Annotated in this window: 15 protein-coding genes and 1 tRNA gene; 8 read left to right on the forward strand and 8 right to left on the reverse strand. The window is 73.3% G+C overall.

Features of this window, described 5'->3' with window-relative positions; translation table 11 throughout:
* Positions 1-6 precede the first annotated feature (6 nt).
* Positions 7-1,761: a metallophosphoesterase family protein gene (locus tag ACFT41_RS13275; protein ID WP_377580698.1), complete on the reverse strand. Its 1,755-nt coding sequence runs from the start codon at positions 1,759-1,761 to the stop codon at positions 7-9.
* Positions 1,762-1,915: 154 nt separating this feature from the next.
* On the opposite strand from ACFT41_RS13275, the gene ACFT41_RS13280 reads away from it, so the two are divergent.
* A tRNA-Thr gene (locus tag ACFT41_RS13280) sits at positions 1,916-1,989 on the forward strand.
* Positions 1,990-2,176: 187 nt separating this feature from the next.
* On the opposite strand, the gene ACFT41_RS13285 is transcribed toward ACFT41_RS13280, so the two are convergent.
* Positions 2,177-2,518: a hypothetical protein gene (locus ACFT41_RS13285; protein WP_377580696.1), complete on the reverse strand. Its 342-nt coding sequence runs from the start codon at positions 2,516-2,518 to the stop codon at positions 2,177-2,179.
* Between the two features lie 6 nt (positions 2,519-2,524).
* Positions 2,525-2,953, reverse strand: coding sequence for a hypothetical protein (locus ACFT41_RS13290; RefSeq protein ID WP_377580694.1), 429 nt, complete (start codon positions 2,951-2,953; stop codon positions 2,525-2,527).
* Positions 2,954-3,599: 646 nt separating this feature from the next.
* On the opposite strand from ACFT41_RS13290, the gene ACFT41_RS13295 reads away from it, so the two are divergent.
* Together ACFT41_RS13295 and ACFT41_RS13300 are read left to right on the forward strand one after the other, a co-directional pair.
* Positions 3,600-4,523, forward strand: coding sequence for a hypothetical protein (locus ACFT41_RS13295; RefSeq protein WP_377580692.1), 924 nt, complete (start codon positions 3,600-3,602; stop codon positions 4,521-4,523).
* Positions 4,524-4,579: 56 nt separating this feature from the next.
* A complete protein-coding gene (locus ACFT41_RS13300; protein ID WP_377580690.1) occupies positions 4,580-5,119 on the forward strand; it encodes a DUF4240 domain-containing protein in 540 nt (179 codons plus the stop codon).
* On the opposite strand, the gene ACFT41_RS13305 is transcribed toward ACFT41_RS13300, so the two are convergent.
* Both ACFT41_RS13305 and ACFT41_RS13310 read right to left on the reverse strand, forming a co-directional pair.
* Complete coding sequence (locus ACFT41_RS13305) at positions 5,120-5,605, reverse strand: GNAT family N-acetyltransferase (protein WP_377580688.1); 486 nt, start codon at positions 5,603-5,605, stop codon at positions 5,120-5,122. It lies immediately after the preceding gene.
* A 294-nt stretch (positions 5,606-5,899) separates the two neighbouring features.
* Positions 5,900-6,517, reverse strand: a complete 618-nt coding sequence (locus tag ACFT41_RS13310) for a pyridoxamine 5'-phosphate oxidase family protein (protein ID WP_377580686.1) — start codon at positions 6,515-6,517, stop codon at positions 5,900-5,902.
* Between the two features lie 216 nt (positions 6,518-6,733).
* Between ACFT41_RS13310 and ACFT41_RS13315 the strand changes: the two genes are divergently transcribed.
* From ACFT41_RS13315 to ACFT41_RS13325, 3 genes are read left to right on the forward strand one after another with little or no spacing between them, the layout of a single operon-like run.
* Positions 6,734-7,240, forward strand: coding sequence for a DUF2231 domain-containing protein (locus ACFT41_RS13315; protein ID WP_377580684.1), 507 nt, complete (start codon positions 6,734-6,736; stop codon positions 7,238-7,240).
* On the forward strand, positions 7,237-7,851 hold the full coding sequence (locus tag ACFT41_RS13320; protein WP_377580682.1) for an Hsp20/alpha crystallin family protein: 615 nt from the start codon (positions 7,237-7,239) through the stop codon (positions 7,849-7,851). The genes ACFT41_RS13315 and ACFT41_RS13320 overlap by 4 nt, the downstream gene beginning before the upstream one ends.
* Before the next feature lie 12 nt (positions 7,852-7,863).
* Positions 7,864-8,997 (forward strand): glycosyltransferase family 9 protein, encoded by a 1,134-nt coding sequence (locus ACFT41_RS13325; protein WP_377580680.1) that lies wholly within the window; start codon positions 7,864-7,866, stop codon positions 8,995-8,997.
* A gap of 80 nt (positions 8,998-9,077) precedes the next feature.
* On the opposite strand, the gene ACFT41_RS13330 is transcribed toward ACFT41_RS13325, so the two are convergent.
* Positions 9,078-9,995: a glycosyltransferase family 2 protein gene (locus ACFT41_RS13330; protein WP_377580678.1), complete on the reverse strand. Its 918-nt coding sequence runs from the start codon at positions 9,993-9,995 to the stop codon at positions 9,078-9,080.
* Complete coding sequence (gene rfaE2 / locus ACFT41_RS13335; protein ID WP_377580676.1) at positions 9,992-11,980, reverse strand: D-glycero-beta-D-manno-heptose 1-phosphate adenylyltransferase; 1,989 nt, start codon at positions 11,978-11,980, stop codon at positions 9,992-9,994. The genes ACFT41_RS13330 and rfaE2 overlap by 4 nt, the downstream gene beginning before the upstream one ends.
* Positions 11,981-12,066: 86 nt before the next feature.
* Between rfaE2 and ACFT41_RS13340 the strand changes: the two genes are divergently transcribed.
* Positions 12,067-13,737, forward strand: coding sequence for an MDR family MFS transporter (locus ACFT41_RS13340; protein ID WP_377580674.1), 1,671 nt, complete (start codon positions 12,067-12,069; stop codon positions 13,735-13,737).
* Positions 13,738-13,810: 73 nt separating this feature from the next.
* Here the strand turns inward: ACFT41_RS13340 and ACFT41_RS13345 are convergent, their stop codons facing one another.
* A complete protein-coding gene (locus ACFT41_RS13345) occupies positions 13,811-14,302 on the reverse strand; it encodes an NUDIX domain-containing protein (RefSeq protein WP_377580672.1) in 492 nt (163 codons plus the stop codon).
* A gap of 71 nt (positions 14,303-14,373) precedes the next feature.
* On the opposite strand from ACFT41_RS13345, the gene ACFT41_RS13350 reads away from it, so the two are divergent.
* Positions 14,374-16,008 carry a fatty acid--CoA ligase gene (locus ACFT41_RS13350; protein WP_377580998.1) on the forward strand — a complete coding sequence of 545 codons (1,635 nt, stop codon included), beginning with the start codon at positions 14,374-14,376 and terminating at the stop codon, positions 16,006-16,008.
* Positions 16,009-16,233: the final 225 nt, after the last annotated feature.

The following is a 16,233-nucleotide window of genomic DNA, read 5'->3' on the forward strand; positions in this document are numbered from 1 at the left end:
GGCGGGTCAGGGCTTCAGCACGACGGGCGGCTCGGCCAGGCGTGGGGTCAGCGGGTCGTTCGGGGTCAGCCAGGAGGCGGTCGGGGACCCGTCGGGGTTCAGGCGCCAGTCGCGGACGACCCGGTCCACCGCGACCGGATAGACCGTGAGCGTGCCGTCCGGGTCGATGCGCATCCGCAGGAACGCCTTCGCGTCCTCGATGCCCTGACCGGCGAACAGCTCGTTGACGTTCACCCCGAACGCCCCCGCCACCAGCAGGTACGCCGCCACCAGCTCGGTGGCGAGGAAGCCGATCACCGGGCCGTACAGCACCGCTGCGGCGACCACCGGCAGCGGCCACGGCCAGTCGTGCACAGGCACCGACAGCCAGGCCCAGGTGCCGGCGGCGGCGAGCGCCACCTGCGCCAGCCCGTGCGTGACGCCGAGGATCCAGTGCCGCACGCGCCGCTTCCCGCCCGCGCTCGGCGGCTTCGCGAAGAACGCCGCCCCGAGCATCGTCACCAGCAGCATCGCCACCAGCGGGACGCTCAACAGCCGCTGCTCGGTGCCGCCGGCCCGGCCCGCCGCCACCCCGGCCATGGCGAGCATGAGCAGGGTGTGCACGGTGCCCAGCAGGGTGCCGAAGCCCGGGTTGCGTCTCGGCAGCCGGGCGAAGACCCCCCAGCCGTACCGGCGGGAGCGGGCCCGGTCGGGGAAGCTGGCCGCGAGGTCGTACGGGAGGCTGCGGCTGGCCCGCCGGGACAGGGTGTCGCGCGGGGGCACCTCGATCCGCTCCGGCAGGTGGTGGGTCGGGTACAGGTACGCCCCGCCGCTACCGCAGGTGACGAGCTGCCGGTCCGGGCCGGCGTACCGGGCGTAGTGGTGCAGGTCGCCGGAGACCAGCAGCCGCACCCGCGCCCCGGTCGGCGCGACGATGGTGCGGATGAAATAGTCGATCGAGTCGTACGCCGTGGGATGGTCGACGGCCTTGACCCACGTCGGCGCCGGCACGGCCAGGATCACCCGGCTGCCCGGCCCCAGGCGCTTCGCGACGGCGTCGAAGTAGGTGAGCTGCGGGTCGTCCAGGTACGAGCCGGACTGGTCGTCGAGGCCGAGCAGCCACCAGCCGGCGGGCAGTTCGACGGCGAAGTACGAGCGGGACTGGCCGGTGCGCCAACCGCCGAAGTGCCGGTCCCGGGAGCGGACGAACAGCCGCAGGAACGCGGTCAGCCCGTCGTACCAGTCGTGGTTGCCGGGGATAGCGAACAGGGTGGGCCGCTCGGGCGGCGTGACCGGCAGCGCGGCCTGGTAGGGGCCCTTGCACCGGTCCTCGTACGCCCCGTAGGACGCTGACGGGTAGACCTGGTCGCCGCCCATCACCAGGGTCTGCGCCCGGGGTAGCCGGTGCCCGTCGACGGTCAGCTCCGGCTGGGCGAGCAGGTATGCCACCGAGTAGGTGGCGTCGAAGCCGTCGCCCAGGTCGGCCACGTAGTCCAGCCACAGCCCGCCGTCCGGCCCGACCTGGCGCTCGACGCGGGCCTCCAGCGAGTTCTGCAGCTCCCGCTTGTCCAGGTACGCCCCGAACAACATCGCCAGCAGCGTACGCAGGCCGGTGCTGATCAGCAGGAGCGGCGCGAGCCACGGCACCGGCCTGCGCGGGGTGAAGCCCAGCTCCAGGGGGTCCATGCTGCGCGGCCGGCGGGCCGTGCGGGCGAAGGAGCGCCCGTCGTCGGGCTCATCGAGGGGGGCCGGGCCGTCGACGGGGGTGCGATCGTCGGTCACCCGCCGCAGCGTAGTCCGGGCGGGGCCGATCCGCTGTCGGGTGTGCGCAGGGACGGGCCGGATGTCCGGTCGGGGGTGCGGCCGTCGCCACGGGCTGCCGGGTGGTATCCCGGTGTCGCGGCGGCCGGGGTATGCCGTAGACTCGACGATCGTTGCCGCCTTAGCTCAGTCGGCTAGAGCGACGCACTCGTAATGCGTAGGTCGACGGTTCGATTCCGTCAGGCGGCTCGGAGAGAGGCCCTGACCAGCAGGTTGGCTGGTCAGGGCCTCATTCTCATCGATGTGGTTTTGAATCGCCCCCCGAAAACAGCCAGCATGAGGGCTTCGGCGGGGTCGTTGGCTCGATGTGAAGTTTTCGCGGGGCGCGATGATCTCGAAGGTCTGGTTCGGCCGTCGTGCTCGCCCGCGGTTCGGGTTAGGCGTCGATCCCATGGCTTTTCATCCCTTTCACGAAGGAGCCGTACGACCAGACCGGCGGAGCGTCCGCGATCTCGTGCCGCCAGCAGCAGACCGCGACCCGGTCCACGCCCGGAGTCAGGGGCATCGTGTCGATGAGCGTCTGCAAGGCTCGCGGGGCGGCGGCTTCCACCTGGATACCGAGTTCAACCAGGAGCTGGGCCTGCACCTCCGCCAACGCGTCGTGGAGGCTGAACAGCCCGGCCGGTGAGTCGCCGTTCATCTCCACGACCACCGGTCGCCCGTCACTGATCACCACGTCGGGTCGCGCGATGGTCTTCCAGTCCTGCCAGGGTGCCACCCGCCATCAGTCGCACGGACGCGCGAAGGTTGAGGCGGGTGAGATCCTCGACGACACGACGGTTCCGGTCGCGGCGGTCCACTGGCCTATCTGGTCCGACGGTTCGGAACGCCCCTGAGGATCACCGCCGGTGGCGATCTCGTGTATCGCCGATGCCGGCCGTCGGCGGGCGCTCATCCACGCCTCCAGCGCCGCGTCGCCACGGCCTGCGGCGGTCGACTCCAGGCGGCGGTTCGGCGCCAACTGGAAGGCGGTGTTGGTGCCTCGGAACACCATCTCGATCAGCGCAGGGTCGGACACGTAGACCAGGTTGACCGCCAGCCGCACGACCGGGCCGACGGCCGGGAGTGCGCTCAGGAACCCGAGCCGGTCGGCGTTGTAGGCGCGGGTGAAGGCGCGCCAGCTCATGCCGATCTCCGCCGGCTCCAGTGCCATGTCCATCCGATTGATCGCATCCGGGCACCGTGCCGGTGGCCCGGGCTGATCGGGTCGGTCCAGTCAGGTTGGCGACCGTGGCAGCCCGGATGAGCTGAGGCCCCGCTCCCGGGTCGGGGCGAGGCCGCGTCCTGCCGACCGAGGCACCGTCGGTCCCGGGCTTCGTCGTTTCCGGGATCGGTCCCACCGTCACCCGTGACATGCCGCGGTGCGGGACGGAGAGCCCCGTGTGCCGGTTGGTCCGCCGCCCGATGGGCTGTGTGGGAACCTGTCGCGATGTCGCGTGCCCGCCTGGGTCTGGGTGTCCTCGCTTATGCCCGGAGGCGGCGGCGTTCGACGCCGATGTCGGCCTAGTGGCGGTGTCCCGCCCGCCGGATACCGCCACTGCGCCGACACGGCGCCCAGGCCCCCGCACCCCGATGGAGATCACCCTCCGTGTCGATAGAAGAGGATTCTTCGGGAGATGGTGCCAAGGTAGCACCATCCGAAAGTGGGTCGTTTGAGCTGGTGGAGGCGTGATGGGCTAGCTACTCTTGGGTCGACTGCCCGACGTTGTGCACTACTTGGTCGGGCCTGTGTCTCACGGAGAGTATGCGTACTCGGTGGGTCATCTCGCCCGGCTCCCAGCTACCCGAAGGGAGCGCGCATGACCCGCGCCCCGGCGAACCTGATGGCCGTCCGAAGCCTGCTCCTGGCCCACCTGGACGTCGACCCGAAGACCTCGCGCCCGCAGGACCTGGAGCCGGCGGAGGTCGGCATCGTGGGCGACGCCTCCCACCGGGGCGGCTACCACTGCGGCTCCGACCGGGTGGTGTCCGGCGACTACTCCGTCGTGGAGTCCACCCGGGACAGTTCGGGGTTGACCCTCGACGCGTCCGGCCTGGACGTCGGCGACTTCAGCGTGAAGTCCGGCGGCCGCACCCACGACCTGCGTTCGTTCTCACTCTGGTGCGTGCAGCAGTGCGTCGCCGGAACGGCCGACACACGGGACATCAGGGAGATCATCTATTCCCCCGACGGGACGTCGGTCAAGAGGTGGGACCGGCTCGGCAAGCGCAGCACCGGCGACAGCACCCATCTCTGGCACACCCACCTCAGCTTCTTCCGCGACTCGACCAAGGCGGGCCGGGACCAGACCCCGCTGTTCCGCCGCTACCTGACCGACATCGGGCTGATCAGCCCCCCACCTCCGGAGGACGACATGAGCGAAAAGGCCGAGAACGAGATCCACCAGGTCTACCTAGGCACGTTCTACGGCGGGAGCAGCATGGGCCGAGCCGTCGACCCCGACGGCGCCGGGCCGGCGCAGGACAGCAACAGCCTCGTCGCCAAGCTCGACTACCTGATGGCCCGCCTGGACAGCGTCGCCGGTGGGGTCACCGCCCTGGCCGGGAAGGATTGGACGGACGAGCCGGCCATCATCGCCGGGGTGCTCGCCGGCCTGTCCCCGCAGCGGCTCGCCGAGGCGATGGCGACCGCCGGGCTCACCCCGGAGGCCATCGCGGCTGCGGTGCCGCCGGACATGGCCCGCGAGGTCGTCGACGAGTTGACCACCCGGTTGTCCGGCTGACGTTTCCGCGCCGAAGCGGACGGAGGATGTCGGGGGCACCCGCTAGCCTCCAGCCCATGAGCGTGTCGGTGGACGGTGTCGCGAAGCTGCCCAGCACCGAGGACGAGGCCCGGTTCTGGTCCATGGTGGAGGCCGCGTGGGAGCGGCTGGGCCCCGAGCCGGCGATGCTGCGCCGAGCCCTGCGGGAGCGGGACCCGGCGGCCGGCGACGTCGACCCGTACGCCCTCGACGAGTGGTTGTCTCCGTTCCTCGACCAGCTGCGCGCCCTTGCCGCCGACCTGTCGAGCGAGGAGCTGACCGCGCTGGACCGGGTGGTCGAGCGGAAGCTCTACGACCTCGACCGCGCCGACATCCACGCCGTGACCGACGGCTCCGACGACGGCTTCCTCTATGCCCGGGGCCACATCGTCGCCCTCGGGCGCGAGTTCTACGAGTCGGTGCGCGCCGACCCAGCCCTGGCGGTCACCGACGCCGAGTGCGAGAGCATCTGTTACCTCTTCGCGCACCTGCACGACAAGCTGTTCGGCGACTGGCCGCGCACCGGGTCGGGCATCTCCCGGGAGTCGTTCGGCAACCCCGACGGCTGGCGGGAGTAGTCAGAACGCGCAGTACATGACGTGCAGGCCGACCCGCCCCAGGCCCGGGTGCGCGAACGCGCCCGGCACGGTGCCGACCACCTCGAACCCGAGCCGCCGGTAGACCTCCACCGCCGCGTGGTTCGACTCGGCCACCGCGTTGAACTGCATCCCGGCGTAGCCGCGCCCGCGCGCCCAGTCCAGCGCGTGCCGGCACAGGGCCGTGCCGACCCCGCGCCCCCGGGCGTCGGCCGCCACCATGAAACTCGCGGTGGCCACGTGCGATCCGGGTCCCGGCCGGTTGGTGCCCATCTTGGCCGAGCCGAGCACCCGGTCACCGTCGACCGCCACGACGGTCCGCCCGGGCGGGCGCTCCACCCAGACGTCGTACGCCTGTTCGGCAGTCATCGCCGGGTCGTACGTGAAGGTGTCCCCGGCCCGGACGACCTCGGCGACGATCTCCCACACCTGCGGCCAGTCGGCGTCGGTGAGCTCCCGGATCAGCACGTTCGCGACGCTACCGGAATGCGGGCCAGTGTTCCGCCCCTCAGGGCCGGGGGTGAAGGCCCGCGCTGGGAGGACCTCCAAGGCCCGAGCAGTGCCTTGAACCGGGCGGTTCCGCTGCTCGATGCACTGCTTCACGTCGCTCAGCGGTGCGCCGCCCACGGACCCGGCGAAGTACGAGCCTGACCACAGCTTGTTGGCTCGGTAGTAGTGGCGTACGGGTGACAAGATCATGTCGGGGAGGTGGCGGTATCCGGGGGCGGGGATACCGCCACCTCCCCGACATGAAGTCGATCATCAGCCGTAGATCTTGCGCGCGTACGCCGGGCCGTAGTAACGCTCCAGCTCTGCCAGGCTCTCCGTCGGGGCCTCGAGCTCCTTGGCCAGCCGGGCCCGGGACGGCAGCGCGTCGGGCTGCCAGGACTCCGGCAGCCACAGCTCCGAGCGGAGGAACGCCTTCCCGCAGTGGAAGAAGATCTGCTCGATCTCCACGACGATCGCCAGGACGGGCCGGTGGCCCCGGACCACCATGTCGTCGAAGAACGGGGCGTCGCGTACCAGGCGGGCCCGGCCGTTGATCCGCAGCGTGTCCGTCCGGCCGGGGATCAGGAAGATCAACCCAACGTGTGGGTTGTCCACGATGTTGTGGTAGCCGTCCGCCCGCCGGTTGCCCGGCCGCTCCGGGATCGCGATCGTCGTGTCGTCCAGGACCAGGGCGAAGCCGGGCGGGTCGCCCTTCGGCGAGACGTCGCAGGCGCCGTCCGCACCGGCCGTGGCGACCAGGCAGAACGGTGAGGCGGCCAGCCACTGCCGGTCCCGCTCGTGCAGGGCCTGCCGCTCCTTGGTCACCGCCCGGGGCATCGGTGCCCCCAGCAGCTCGCGCAGCTCCTCGTGCGAGGTGATCTCCACCGTCACGTCAGCCTCCCCGTAACCGTTGACCCCGGTGGCGGCCCGCGGCGGCGCTGCCCGGGCCGTCGGTGTCGAGCCTAGGCGAGCGCCGCGAGCGCGAGGTTTGTCACCCGGCGTCCCGGGTACGGCCACACGCAGCGCCGCCGAGCCGCAACAGCAGCCCAGCTCGCAACAGCAGCCCAGCCCGCAAAACCGTGCACGGACCGACCAACGGAGGCCGCGATGGAGAGCCGACTCAAGGTGCTCGGGCACCCCGTGCACCCGATGCTGATCACGTTCCCGGTCGGCCTGCTGGTCACCGCCGTGATCTTCGATGTCGTCGACACCGTCGGCGGCCCGGGCTTCCTCGGCGAGGTGGCGTACTGGAACATCACCGTCGGACTCATCGGCGGCCTGCTGGCCGCGGCGGCCGGCGCGTTCGACCTGCTCGCCATCCCCACCGGCACCCGCGCCAAGCGGGTCGGTCTCACCCACGCCGCCGCCAACGTCGCGGTGATCCTCCTCTTCGCCGCCGTCTGGGCGGTCCGGCTCAACGCCGACTCCCGGGCCGCCGGCGGCGCGCTGATCGCCATCGAGGTCGTCGCGCTGGCCATCCTCGGCGCGAGCGCCTGGCTCGGCGGCGAGCTGGTCGACCGGCTCGGCGTCGGCGTCGACCGGGACGCCGACCTCGACGCGCCCAGCTCACTGCGGCCCCCGGCGGCCACCCAGCGGATCGGAGACGTGCGATGAGCCAACAGGTCGACGGTCGCGGCTGGCGCGGCCGGCAACAGAGCTGGGACCCGATGGGAGAACTCCATTCGCTGCGCGCCGAGCTGAGCCGCCTCGTCGGGGGTGGCCGGTCCGGCCCGCCCGAGGTGGAGCTGGGCGAAACCGTCGACGGCTGGGAGGTCGTCGTCCGGCTGCCCGGCGTCGCCCCCGAGGAGGTGGCCGTGGAGCTGGACGACCGGGAACTCTGCGTCCGGGCCCGCTCGGAAGCCGAGGTCAACGCCGACCAGGGCGTCCCCGGCGGCTTCGAGACCCGGGGCTTCGATTATCGCGTCGGCCTGCCCGCCCGGGTGGACCCCGACCGCATCGACGCCGTGATGGACCACGGCCTGCTCCGGGTCCGGCTGCCCCGGGCGGCCCGGCCCACGCCGCGCACCATCACCGTCGGCCGCACGGGCTACCGGGGAGCCGGCAACGGCACGGGCCACCGGGGAACCGCCGGCAACGGCACGGGCTTCCGGGGAACCGCCGGCGGCGGCACCGGCACGACGGGCACGCCCGCGACCGTCGACCCGGCCGCCGACCGGGAGCTGCACCACCCGGACACGGCCCTCGACGAGATCGACCGGCCGTAGCGGGTCGCGCACATGGTCACCCCGTCGACGCCCGGCCCGCAAGGCGGTGTCGCCGCACCGGCTGCGCTGGGCGAGCGCGTCCCCGACGTCGCGCGGATCGCCGTGCTGCGCGCCAACGCGCTCGGCGACTTCATCTTCATCCTGCCCGCACTGGAGGCGCTGCGCGCCGCGTACCCGAAGGCGGAGATCGTGCTGCTCGGCGCGCCGTGGCACGCGCAGCTCTGGCGCGACCGGCCCGGCCCGGTTGACCGGGTGCTGGTGGTCCCGCCCGCGCCCGGCATCCGGGAGCCTGGCCCCGGCGAGCCGGAGTCGTCGATGGACGGCTTCCTGGCCGCCGCCCGCGCCGAACGCTTCGACCTGGCGGTGCAGCTGCACGGCGGCGGGGGCAACTCCAACCCGATCGTCGGCGGGCTGGGCGCCCGGGTCACCGCCGGGCTGCGCGCCGAGGACGCCCCGCCGCTGGACCGGTGGATCCGCTACGTCTACTACCAGCACGAGGTGCTGCGCTACCTGGAGGTGGTCGGCCTGGTCGGCGCGCCGCCCGCCGGCATCGTGCCCGCGCTGGCGGTCACCGACGACGACCGGGTCGAGGCCGACGCGGTCCTCGGCCCGCCGGGCCGGCCCCGGGTGGCCCTGCACCCGGGGGCCACCGACACGCGGCGGCGCTGGCCGGCCGCCCGGTTCGCCGAGGTGGCCCGCGCCCTGGCCGGCGACGGCTACGAGGTGCTGGTCACCGGCACCCCCGCCGAACGCGACGTGGTGGACCGGGTGGTCGCGGCGGCCGGCGTGCCGGTGCGCCCCCTCGTCGGAGTGCTCGGCCTCGGCGGGCTCGCCGCCTGCTACGCCGACTGCGCGCTGGTGATCTCCAACGACACCGGCCCGCTGCACCTGGCCGCCGCCGTCGGCACCGCCACGGTAGGGGTCTACTGGATCGGCAACCTGATCAACGGGGGGCACCTGCTGCGCGCCCGGCACCGCCCGATCGCCTCCTGGACGGTGCGCTGCCCGGTGTGCGGCGTCGACTGCACCCCCGGGATCTACCCGCACCGCCCCGGCGACGGCGAGTGCCCGCACCGGGACTCGTTCGTCGCCGACGTGCCGGCGATCGAGGTGCTGGAGGCGGCCCACGACCTGCTGAGCAGGTAAGGAAGGGCCCCTTGTCAACGCATACGGTCGAGAAGGGTCCCCTTCTCACATCCGCGACTACGCGGGGCGCTCGCACCCGCTCAGGCGGGCTGCGCGGCGTCGGGATCGGGATCGGCGAGCACGACCTCCCACGCCTCCACGTCCCGCTCGGTGACGGTCGTCGGCGACTCCAGGTGGTAGGCGCCGCTGGGCAGGACGCCTGCGCCGCCGTGGCGCTCCAGCACGGCGAGCTGGGCGGCCACGTCCTCGCCCTGGTGGTTGCGCTGCACCCGCCGCCAGAAGTCGAAGCCGCCCGAGTCGACCAGCGCCGCCCGGTCGTACAGTACGCACCCGCCGATCCAGGAGACCCGGTACGCCCGCCAGGCCCCCGCCGGCAGGCGCAGCCCCTCGGTGACGTGCAGCAGGTTCGCCGCCGAGTGGATCGACGCCCGCTGCCACTGCGGGGTGCCGGGGCGGACCCGCTCCGGCACCGGCCGGCCCGCCCACTCCTCGTAGTGCCGGTGGGTCTGCGGCCGGACGTCGTCGACGTACGACAGCCCGTGCACCGCGTTGCCGACGAAGCCGCAGCCCAGCTCGCCGATCGCGGTGACCAGCCGGCGCAGGGTCCCCGGCTCCAGCCAGACGTCGTCGTCGAGGCAGAGCACGTACCGGGCGGCCGACCGGCTCAGCAGGTAGGCCCGGTGCTCGGCCAGCCCTCGCCGGGGCAGCCGCCGGGTCAGCAGCACCGGGTGGCCCCGGTGGCGCAGCGCCCGCACCATCGTCGCTGCGGCGGGATGGGCGTACGCGGGGTCCCCGTCGGACTGGTCGCTGACCACCACGCCGAACCCGGCGACGTCCTCCTGGGCGGCCAGCCCGGCGAGGGTGACCGCGAGTTCGGCGGGCCGGTTGCGCGTCGGGATCAGCACGTCGAGCTGCCGTTCCCGGCGGAACTCCTCGGCCGTGCCGAGGCCGAGCGGTCGGTCGACGCCGGCCGTGCCGAGGTCGAGCGGTGGGTTCACGCCGGCCGGCCCGGCACCGGTGCCGTGGAACCGCGCGCATCCACCTGCTCCGGCTCGGCGGAGAGAGCCGTGTGGCCGTGCGCAGCCGTGTGGCCAGCCGTGTGGCCGTGCGTAGCCGTGTGGCCGTGCGCAGGCGTCCGCTGCGGCTCGCCCGGCGCGGCCGCCTGGCCGTGCGACCGGATGCGGTCGATGATCGCGGAGGTGGAACGGTCCGGCACGTACCCGAGGGTGCGGACCTGGCCGCCGAGCCGGCGCACCAGCGGGGCCTCCGGCACCATCTCCGGCGGGTAGTCGCCGCCCTTGACGTACACGTCGGGGCGGACGACCTCGATCAGTCCCGCCGGGGAGTCCTCCTCGAAGATCACCACGTGGTCCACGCAGGCCAGGGCGGCGAGCAGGGCGACCCGGTCCTCCACCGGGTTGACCGGGCGGTCCGGGCCCTTCAGCCGGCGTACGCTGCCGTCGGAGTTGACCGCCACCACCAGCAGGTCCCCGAGGGCCCGCGCCTGCTCCAGGTACCGCACGTGCCCGGGGTGCAGCACGTCGAAGCAGCCGTTGGTGAAGACCACCGACCGGCCCGCGCCGCGCTGGGGCTCCACGATGGCCGCCAGCTCGTCCGGGGCCACCAGCACGGGGTGCCCGGCGTCGTCGCCGCGCGCGCCGAGCGCGTGCAGCAGGTCCTCCCGCCGGCACACGCAGGTGCCGGTGTCCGACACGGTGATGGTGGCGGCGAGCTGGGCGAGCTGCGCGGCGGTCGGCAGGGGCGCGGCGGCGGCCAGGGCCAGCGTCATCGCGGCCAGGTACGCGTCCCCCGCGCCGACGGCGTGGCTCGCCGGGACCGGGGTGCTGTGGCTGCGCCGGGAGGCGCCGTCCGCGCCCCCGACGACCGCGCCCTCGGTGTCCAGGGTCACCGCGACCACGTCCGCGCCGGTGTGCGCGCGCAGCTCGGCGAGGCGGGCCTCGGCCAGCACGGCCCGGTCCACCCCCTCGCCGGCCAGGGCGCTCACCGTCACGCCGGTCCCGGTGACGCTGAGCCCGTCGCCGGTCATCGCCACCCGGTCCTCGCCGGGCGTCGGCTCGCCGGTCCCGCCCGTGGGCCGGCCGAGCGGCATCCCGGTCGGCGGCGGCGCGGCCCCCGGGGAGGCCCCCGGCACTCCGGCCCCCGGGGAGGCGCCCGGCGGGGACCCCTCAGCCGGCGGACCGGACGCTCCCGGCGCGGTGCCCACGCTCAGCTCCGAGGGCCCGTCCGCCGGGTCGGCCGCCGGGTGGTCCAGGTGCAGATGCGAGTCGGTACGCGAGGCGGCGCGGGCGAGCAGCCGGGTCGCCTCCGCGAAGCTCGGGGTGACCACGGTCGGCGCGAGCGTCCGCCAGTCGGCCAGGTCGTGCGCGTCGAGGGCGATCGTGGCGTACCGGTCGCGGGCGGCGACCAGCCAGGCGCGGACGGGTGCGGGCAGCGCGCCCAGCCCGTAGTCGCAGACCACCAGGGTCGGTGCCTCGCCACCGGCGGCGGCCCGCAACTCCTCGGTGGCGCACTCCAGGGCGGTGAGCAGCCGCTGCACCCCGTCGCTGTCGAGCGCGTCGTCGGGGTCGCCGGAGTCCTCGCGCAGCAGGATCTGGTTGCCGGCGAGCATCCGCCGCTTCACCGGGGTGTGCCGGCCGGGCTGGGCGACCGTGCGATCCCAGACCCCGGCCCGGTCGAGGCAGTCGTGCAGCTCGTCCCCGGCGACGTCGGCGCCGACCGGGGCGACCAGCACCGCCCGCCCGCCGAGGGCGGCCACGTTCACGGCGGTGTTCGCCGCCCCGCCGGCCGCCGAGATGCGCCGGCGCAGGGTGAGGACTGGGGCCGGGGCCTCCCGGCAGAGCCGGTCGGACTCGGCGAACCGCCACTCGTCGAGCATGGCGTCGCCGATCACCAGCACGGGGCGGCCCAGCCAGCTCTCCACGACGGTGGCGAGCCGGCGCTCTTCCGCTGCTGCTCCTGCCATGCCACCCCGGGTCCCCCGGGCCTGCCGGATCAAACCTGAGCAGGCTCCGGCCGGCATGATCCGCGCCGGGCGGGAAAGAAGGCGGGATGACCACGCAAGAAAGCCCGGTGCTCACCCCCCGGCAGCTGCGCCTGCTCATGTTCGGCCTGATGACGGGCATGCTGCTCGCCGCGCTGGACCAGACCATCGTCGGCACGGCGCTGCCCACCATCGTCGGCGAGCTGGGCGGGATCGACCACTACTCGTGGGTGGTCACCGCGTACCTGCTCGCCTCCACGGCCTCCACCCCCCTGTACGGCAAGATGGCCGACCTGTACGGACGCCGCCCGGTCTTCCTCTTCTCGATCGGGACGTTCCTGCTCGGCTCGCTGCTGGCCGGGCTGTCGCAGGACATGACCCAGCTGATCGTGACCCGGGGGGTGCAGGGCCTCGGCGCGGGCGGCCTGATGACGCTCGCGTTCACGATCATCTCGGACGTGGTGTCGCCCCGGGAACGCGGTCGCTACCAGGGCCTGTTCGGGGCGGTGTTCGGCATCTCCTCGGTCGCCGGGCCGCTGGTGGGCGGCTACTTCGCCGAGACCAACTGGCGGTGGATCTTCTACCTCAACGTGCCGCTGGCGATCCTGGCCATCGTCGTCTGCTACCACGTCATGCGGCTCATCCCGTTCCACCGGCGGAAGCACACGATCGACTGGCTCGGGGCGGCGCTGCTGGTCGCCGGGGTGAGCTGCCTGCTGCTGGCGCTGAGCTGGGGCGGCAACTCGTACGCCTGGGGCTCTGCGGTGATCATCGGGCTGTTCGCGGCCGGGGCCGTGCTGGGCGGGCTCTTCCTGCTCCAGGAGGCGCGGGTCGCCGAGCCGATCCTGCCGCTGCGGCTGTTCCGCAGCCGGACGTTCGCGCTGGCCAACGGCGCCGGCTTCGTCCTCGGACTGGTGATGTTCGGGTCGATCATCTTCGTCCCGCTGTATCTCCAGATCGTCAAGGGGGCCTCGCCGACCCGCAGCGGCCTGCTGATGCTGCCGATGATGGCCGGCATCATCGTCACCTCGATCCTCACCGGCCGGGCGATGAGCCGGATCGGGCGCTACAAGTGGTTCCCGGTGGCCGGGTCGGCGGTGCTGCTCGCCGGCATGCTGCTGTTCACCCGCCTGGCTGTCGACACGTCGCTGTGGGTGGCGTTCGGCTACCTGGTGGTCATCGGCGTGGGGCTGGGCCTGTCCATGCAGTCGTTGATCCTCGCCGTGCAGAACTCGGTTGGCTCCCGGGACCTCGGTGCCGGCACCTCCTCGGCGACGTTCTTCCGGTCGCTGGGCGGCTCGTTCGGGGTGGCGATCCTCGGGGCGGTGCTGTCGTCCCGACTCGCGGACCAGCTCGCCACCCGGATGCCGGCCGCGATCGCCCAACTCCCGCCGCAGCAGCGGGCGGCGGTGCTGGCCGGCGGCGGGGCGGACATCTCGATCAACGACCCGGCGACGATCCTGGCCCTGCCCGGCCCGGTCCGGGCCGCCATCCAGGCCGCTTTCGTGGAGTCGCTGCACCTGGTCTTCCTCACCACCGGGCTGATCGCCGTCGTGGCGGTGCTGGCGACCCTGGCGCTGCCCAACGAGACGCTGCGCGGGGCCGGGCCGCGCGGCGCGTCGGGCGGGGCCGGTCCGCTGGGCGGCCCGGCCGCCGCCCCGGGCGGCAAGCCGCTGGCGAAGGAGTCGAGGGACGAGGCCGCCGCCGAGATGGAGGCCAAGAGCCAGACGATGCTGTGACGCCGGCCGGCGGCCGGGCCCCGAGGGCGGGCGGCGGTCCGGGCGGCTGGGCCGGTCCGGGAACGACCAACGACTACTTGAGGATCAGGCGGTTGGCCTGCTCGAAGACGTCCAGGTCGGCGAGGGTCTCGGTGACGGAGGCCGACAGCGGGGCGGGGAACCGGTCACGGTGGAAGAAACCCGCGTCGGTGGTCTCGTCGGTGGCCCGGGCCAGCTCGCCGTCCCAGTCCTCGACCCGGAAGGCGACGGTGAAGACCTGGTAGGTGTGGCCGTACATGTTGGTGTTGATCCGGTCGGGGCCCGTGTAGAGGGCGAACGCCCCCACCCGCAGGGCGCGCAGCCCGGTCTCCTCGCGCACCTCGCGCACCGCGCAGTCGGCGATCGACTCGCCCAGCTCCATCGCACCGGCCGGCATGGCCCACTGGCCGTTGTCGGAGCGCCGGATCAGCAGCACCCGGCCGGCGCTGTCGCGGACCACCGCGCGGGCGCCGACGAACATCAGGGTGCGGTCGCCGGCGAGGGCGCGCAGCTGCCCCACGTACGAGTCGGTCCAGGAGATGCTCACCCGGACAACCTAACGGGGGTTCCCAACGGATGACCGGCGACACTAGCTTGTTACCCATGCGTAGCACGATGATGGACGCCCCGCTCCAGGTCGCCCGGATCCTCGAACACGGTGCCACGGTGCACGGCACCGCCGAGGTGGTCACCTGGACCGGCGGCGAGCCGCGTCGCATGTCGTACGCCGAGGTGGGGCGCACGGCGGCCCGGCTGGCCCACGCGTTGCGCGACGAGTGCGGGGTGACCGGCGACGAGCGGGTCGCCACGTTCATGTGGAACAACAACGAGCACCTGGTGGCCTACTTCGCGGTGCCCAGCATGGGCGCGGTGCTGCACACGCTGAACCTGCGGCTCTTCCCCGACCAGGTCGCCTACATCGCCGACCATGCCGAGGACCGGGTGGTGCTGGTCGACTCGACGCTGATCCCGCTGCTGGCCCGGGTCGTCGGCGAGCTGACCACGGTGCGGCACGTGGTGGTGGTCGGCGGGGGTGACCCGGCCCCGCTGGTGGCGGCGGCCGGCGACCGGATCGCCGTACACCACTGGGACGCCCTGCTGGCCGGGCGGCCGGAGGTCTTCGACTGGCCCGAGGTGGACGAGCGCGACGCCGCCGCCCTCTGCTACACCTCCGGGACCACCGGCAACCCCAAGGGCGTCGCCTACTCGCACCGCTCGATCTACCTGCACTCGTTGCAGATCTGCATGCCGGAGGGGTTCGGCCTCGGTCCGACCGACCGTGAGCTGGCCATCGTGCCGATGTTCCACGCCATGTCGTGGGGCCTGCCGTACGCGGCGTTCCTCTCCGGCGCGTCGCTGATCATGCCGGACCGGTTCCTCCAGGCCGCCCCCATCGCCGCGATGATCGCCGCCGAGCGGCCCACCCTGGCCGGCGCGGTGCCGACCATCTGGAACGACCTGCTGGCCTACCTCGACGAGCACGACGTGGACACCTCCTCGCTGAAGGAGGTCATCGTCGGCGGCTCGGCCTGCCCGCCCGCCCTCATGCACGCGTTCGCCGAGCGGCACCACATCGACGTGATCCACGCCTGGGGGATGACCGAGATGTCCCCGCTCGGCTCGGTGGCCCGGCCGCCGGCCGGCGCGACCGGCGAGGACGCCTGGCGCTACCGGTACACGCAGGGCCGCGTCCCGGCCGGGGTCGCCGCGCGGATCGTCGGCCCGCTGGGCGAGCCGTTGCCCGCCGACGGGGCCGCCGTCGGGGAGCTGGAGGTCCGGGGGCCGTGGGTGACCGCCCGGTACGTCGGCGACGACGCCCCGGACGAGGAGAAGTTCCGCGACGGCTGGCTGCGCACCGGCGACGTCGGCACGCTGTCGCCCGACGGCTACCTCACGCTCACCGACCGGGCCAAGGACGTGATCAAGTCCGGCGGCGAGTGGATCTCCTCCGTCGAGCTGGAGAACGCCCTGATGGCCCATCCGGCGGTGCTGGAGGCGTGCGTGGTGGGCGTGCCGGACGAGCGCTGGGACGAGCGGCCCCTGGCCACGGTGGTGGTCCGGGAGGGTGCCGAGGTGACCGCCGAGGAGCTGCGCGACTTCCTGGCGGGGGCGGTGGCGCGCTGGCAGCTGCCGGAGCGGTGGGCGTTCGTCGACGCGGTGCCGAAGACCAGCGTCGGCAAGTTCGACAAGAAGGTCGTCCGGTCCCGGTACGCCGACGGGGGCCTGACTGTCCGGGAGCTGACAACGCCGTAACGCTTTCAGGCGGATCGTCGCCTGAATGGGTGGGGACGTACTCCTGACATCCCTCCCCAAGGGGCGGCCCCGGCGTTCGCACCGCGCCGGGGCCGCCCGCCCAAGGGCGGTTCTCCCGCCCCTCCATTCTTGCGAAACTTGTTCGGCTCTGTCCCGGCGACGGGGAAAACAGCCGGTGAACGCGGCTGGTCGGTGGTCGCCTACTCGGTGGTCGTGACCAGCACC

Source organism: Micromonospora sp. NPDC057141 (genome assembly GCF_042670805.1).
GTDB lineage: Bacteria > Actinomycetota > Actinomycetes > Mycobacteriales > Micromonosporaceae > Micromonospora.

What these genes read in the sequence shown, in the direction of transcription:
- ACFT41_RS13290 (WP_377580694.1), bottom strand. Translation starts at nt 2,953, where the DNA reads ATGGCACTGGAGCCGGCGGAGATCGGCATGAGCTGGCGCGCCTTCACC.
- ACFT41_RS13295 (WP_377580692.1), top strand. Translation starts at nt 3,600, where the DNA reads ATGACCCGCGCCCCGGCGAACCTGATGGCCGTCCGAAGCCTGCTCCTG.
- ACFT41_RS13300 (WP_377580690.1), top strand. Translation starts at nt 4,580, where the DNA reads ATGAGCGTGTCGGTGGACGGTGTCGCGAAGCTGCCCAGCACCGAGGAC.
- ACFT41_RS13315 (WP_377580684.1), top strand. Translation starts at nt 6,734, where the DNA reads ATGGAGAGCCGACTCAAGGTGCTCGGGCACCCCGTGCACCCGATGCTG.
- ACFT41_RS13320 (WP_377580682.1), top strand. Translation starts at nt 7,237, where the DNA reads ATGAGCCAACAGGTCGACGGTCGCGGCTGGCGCGGCCGGCAACAGAGC.
- ACFT41_RS13325 (WP_377580680.1), top strand. Translation starts at nt 7,864, where the DNA reads ATGGTCACCCCGTCGACGCCCGGCCCGCAAGGCGGTGTCGCCGCACCG.
- rfaE2 (WP_377580676.1), bottom strand. Translation starts at nt 11,980, where the DNA reads ATGGCAGGAGCAGCAGCGGAAGAGCGCCGGCTCGCCACCGTCGTGGAG.
- ACFT41_RS13340 (WP_377580674.1), top strand. Translation starts at nt 12,067, where the DNA reads ATGACCACGCAAGAAAGCCCGGTGCTCACCCCCCGGCAGCTGCGCCTG.
- ACFT41_RS13350 (WP_377580998.1), top strand. Translation starts at nt 14,374, where the DNA reads ATGGACGCCCCGCTCCAGGTCGCCCGGATCCTCGAACACGGTGCCACG.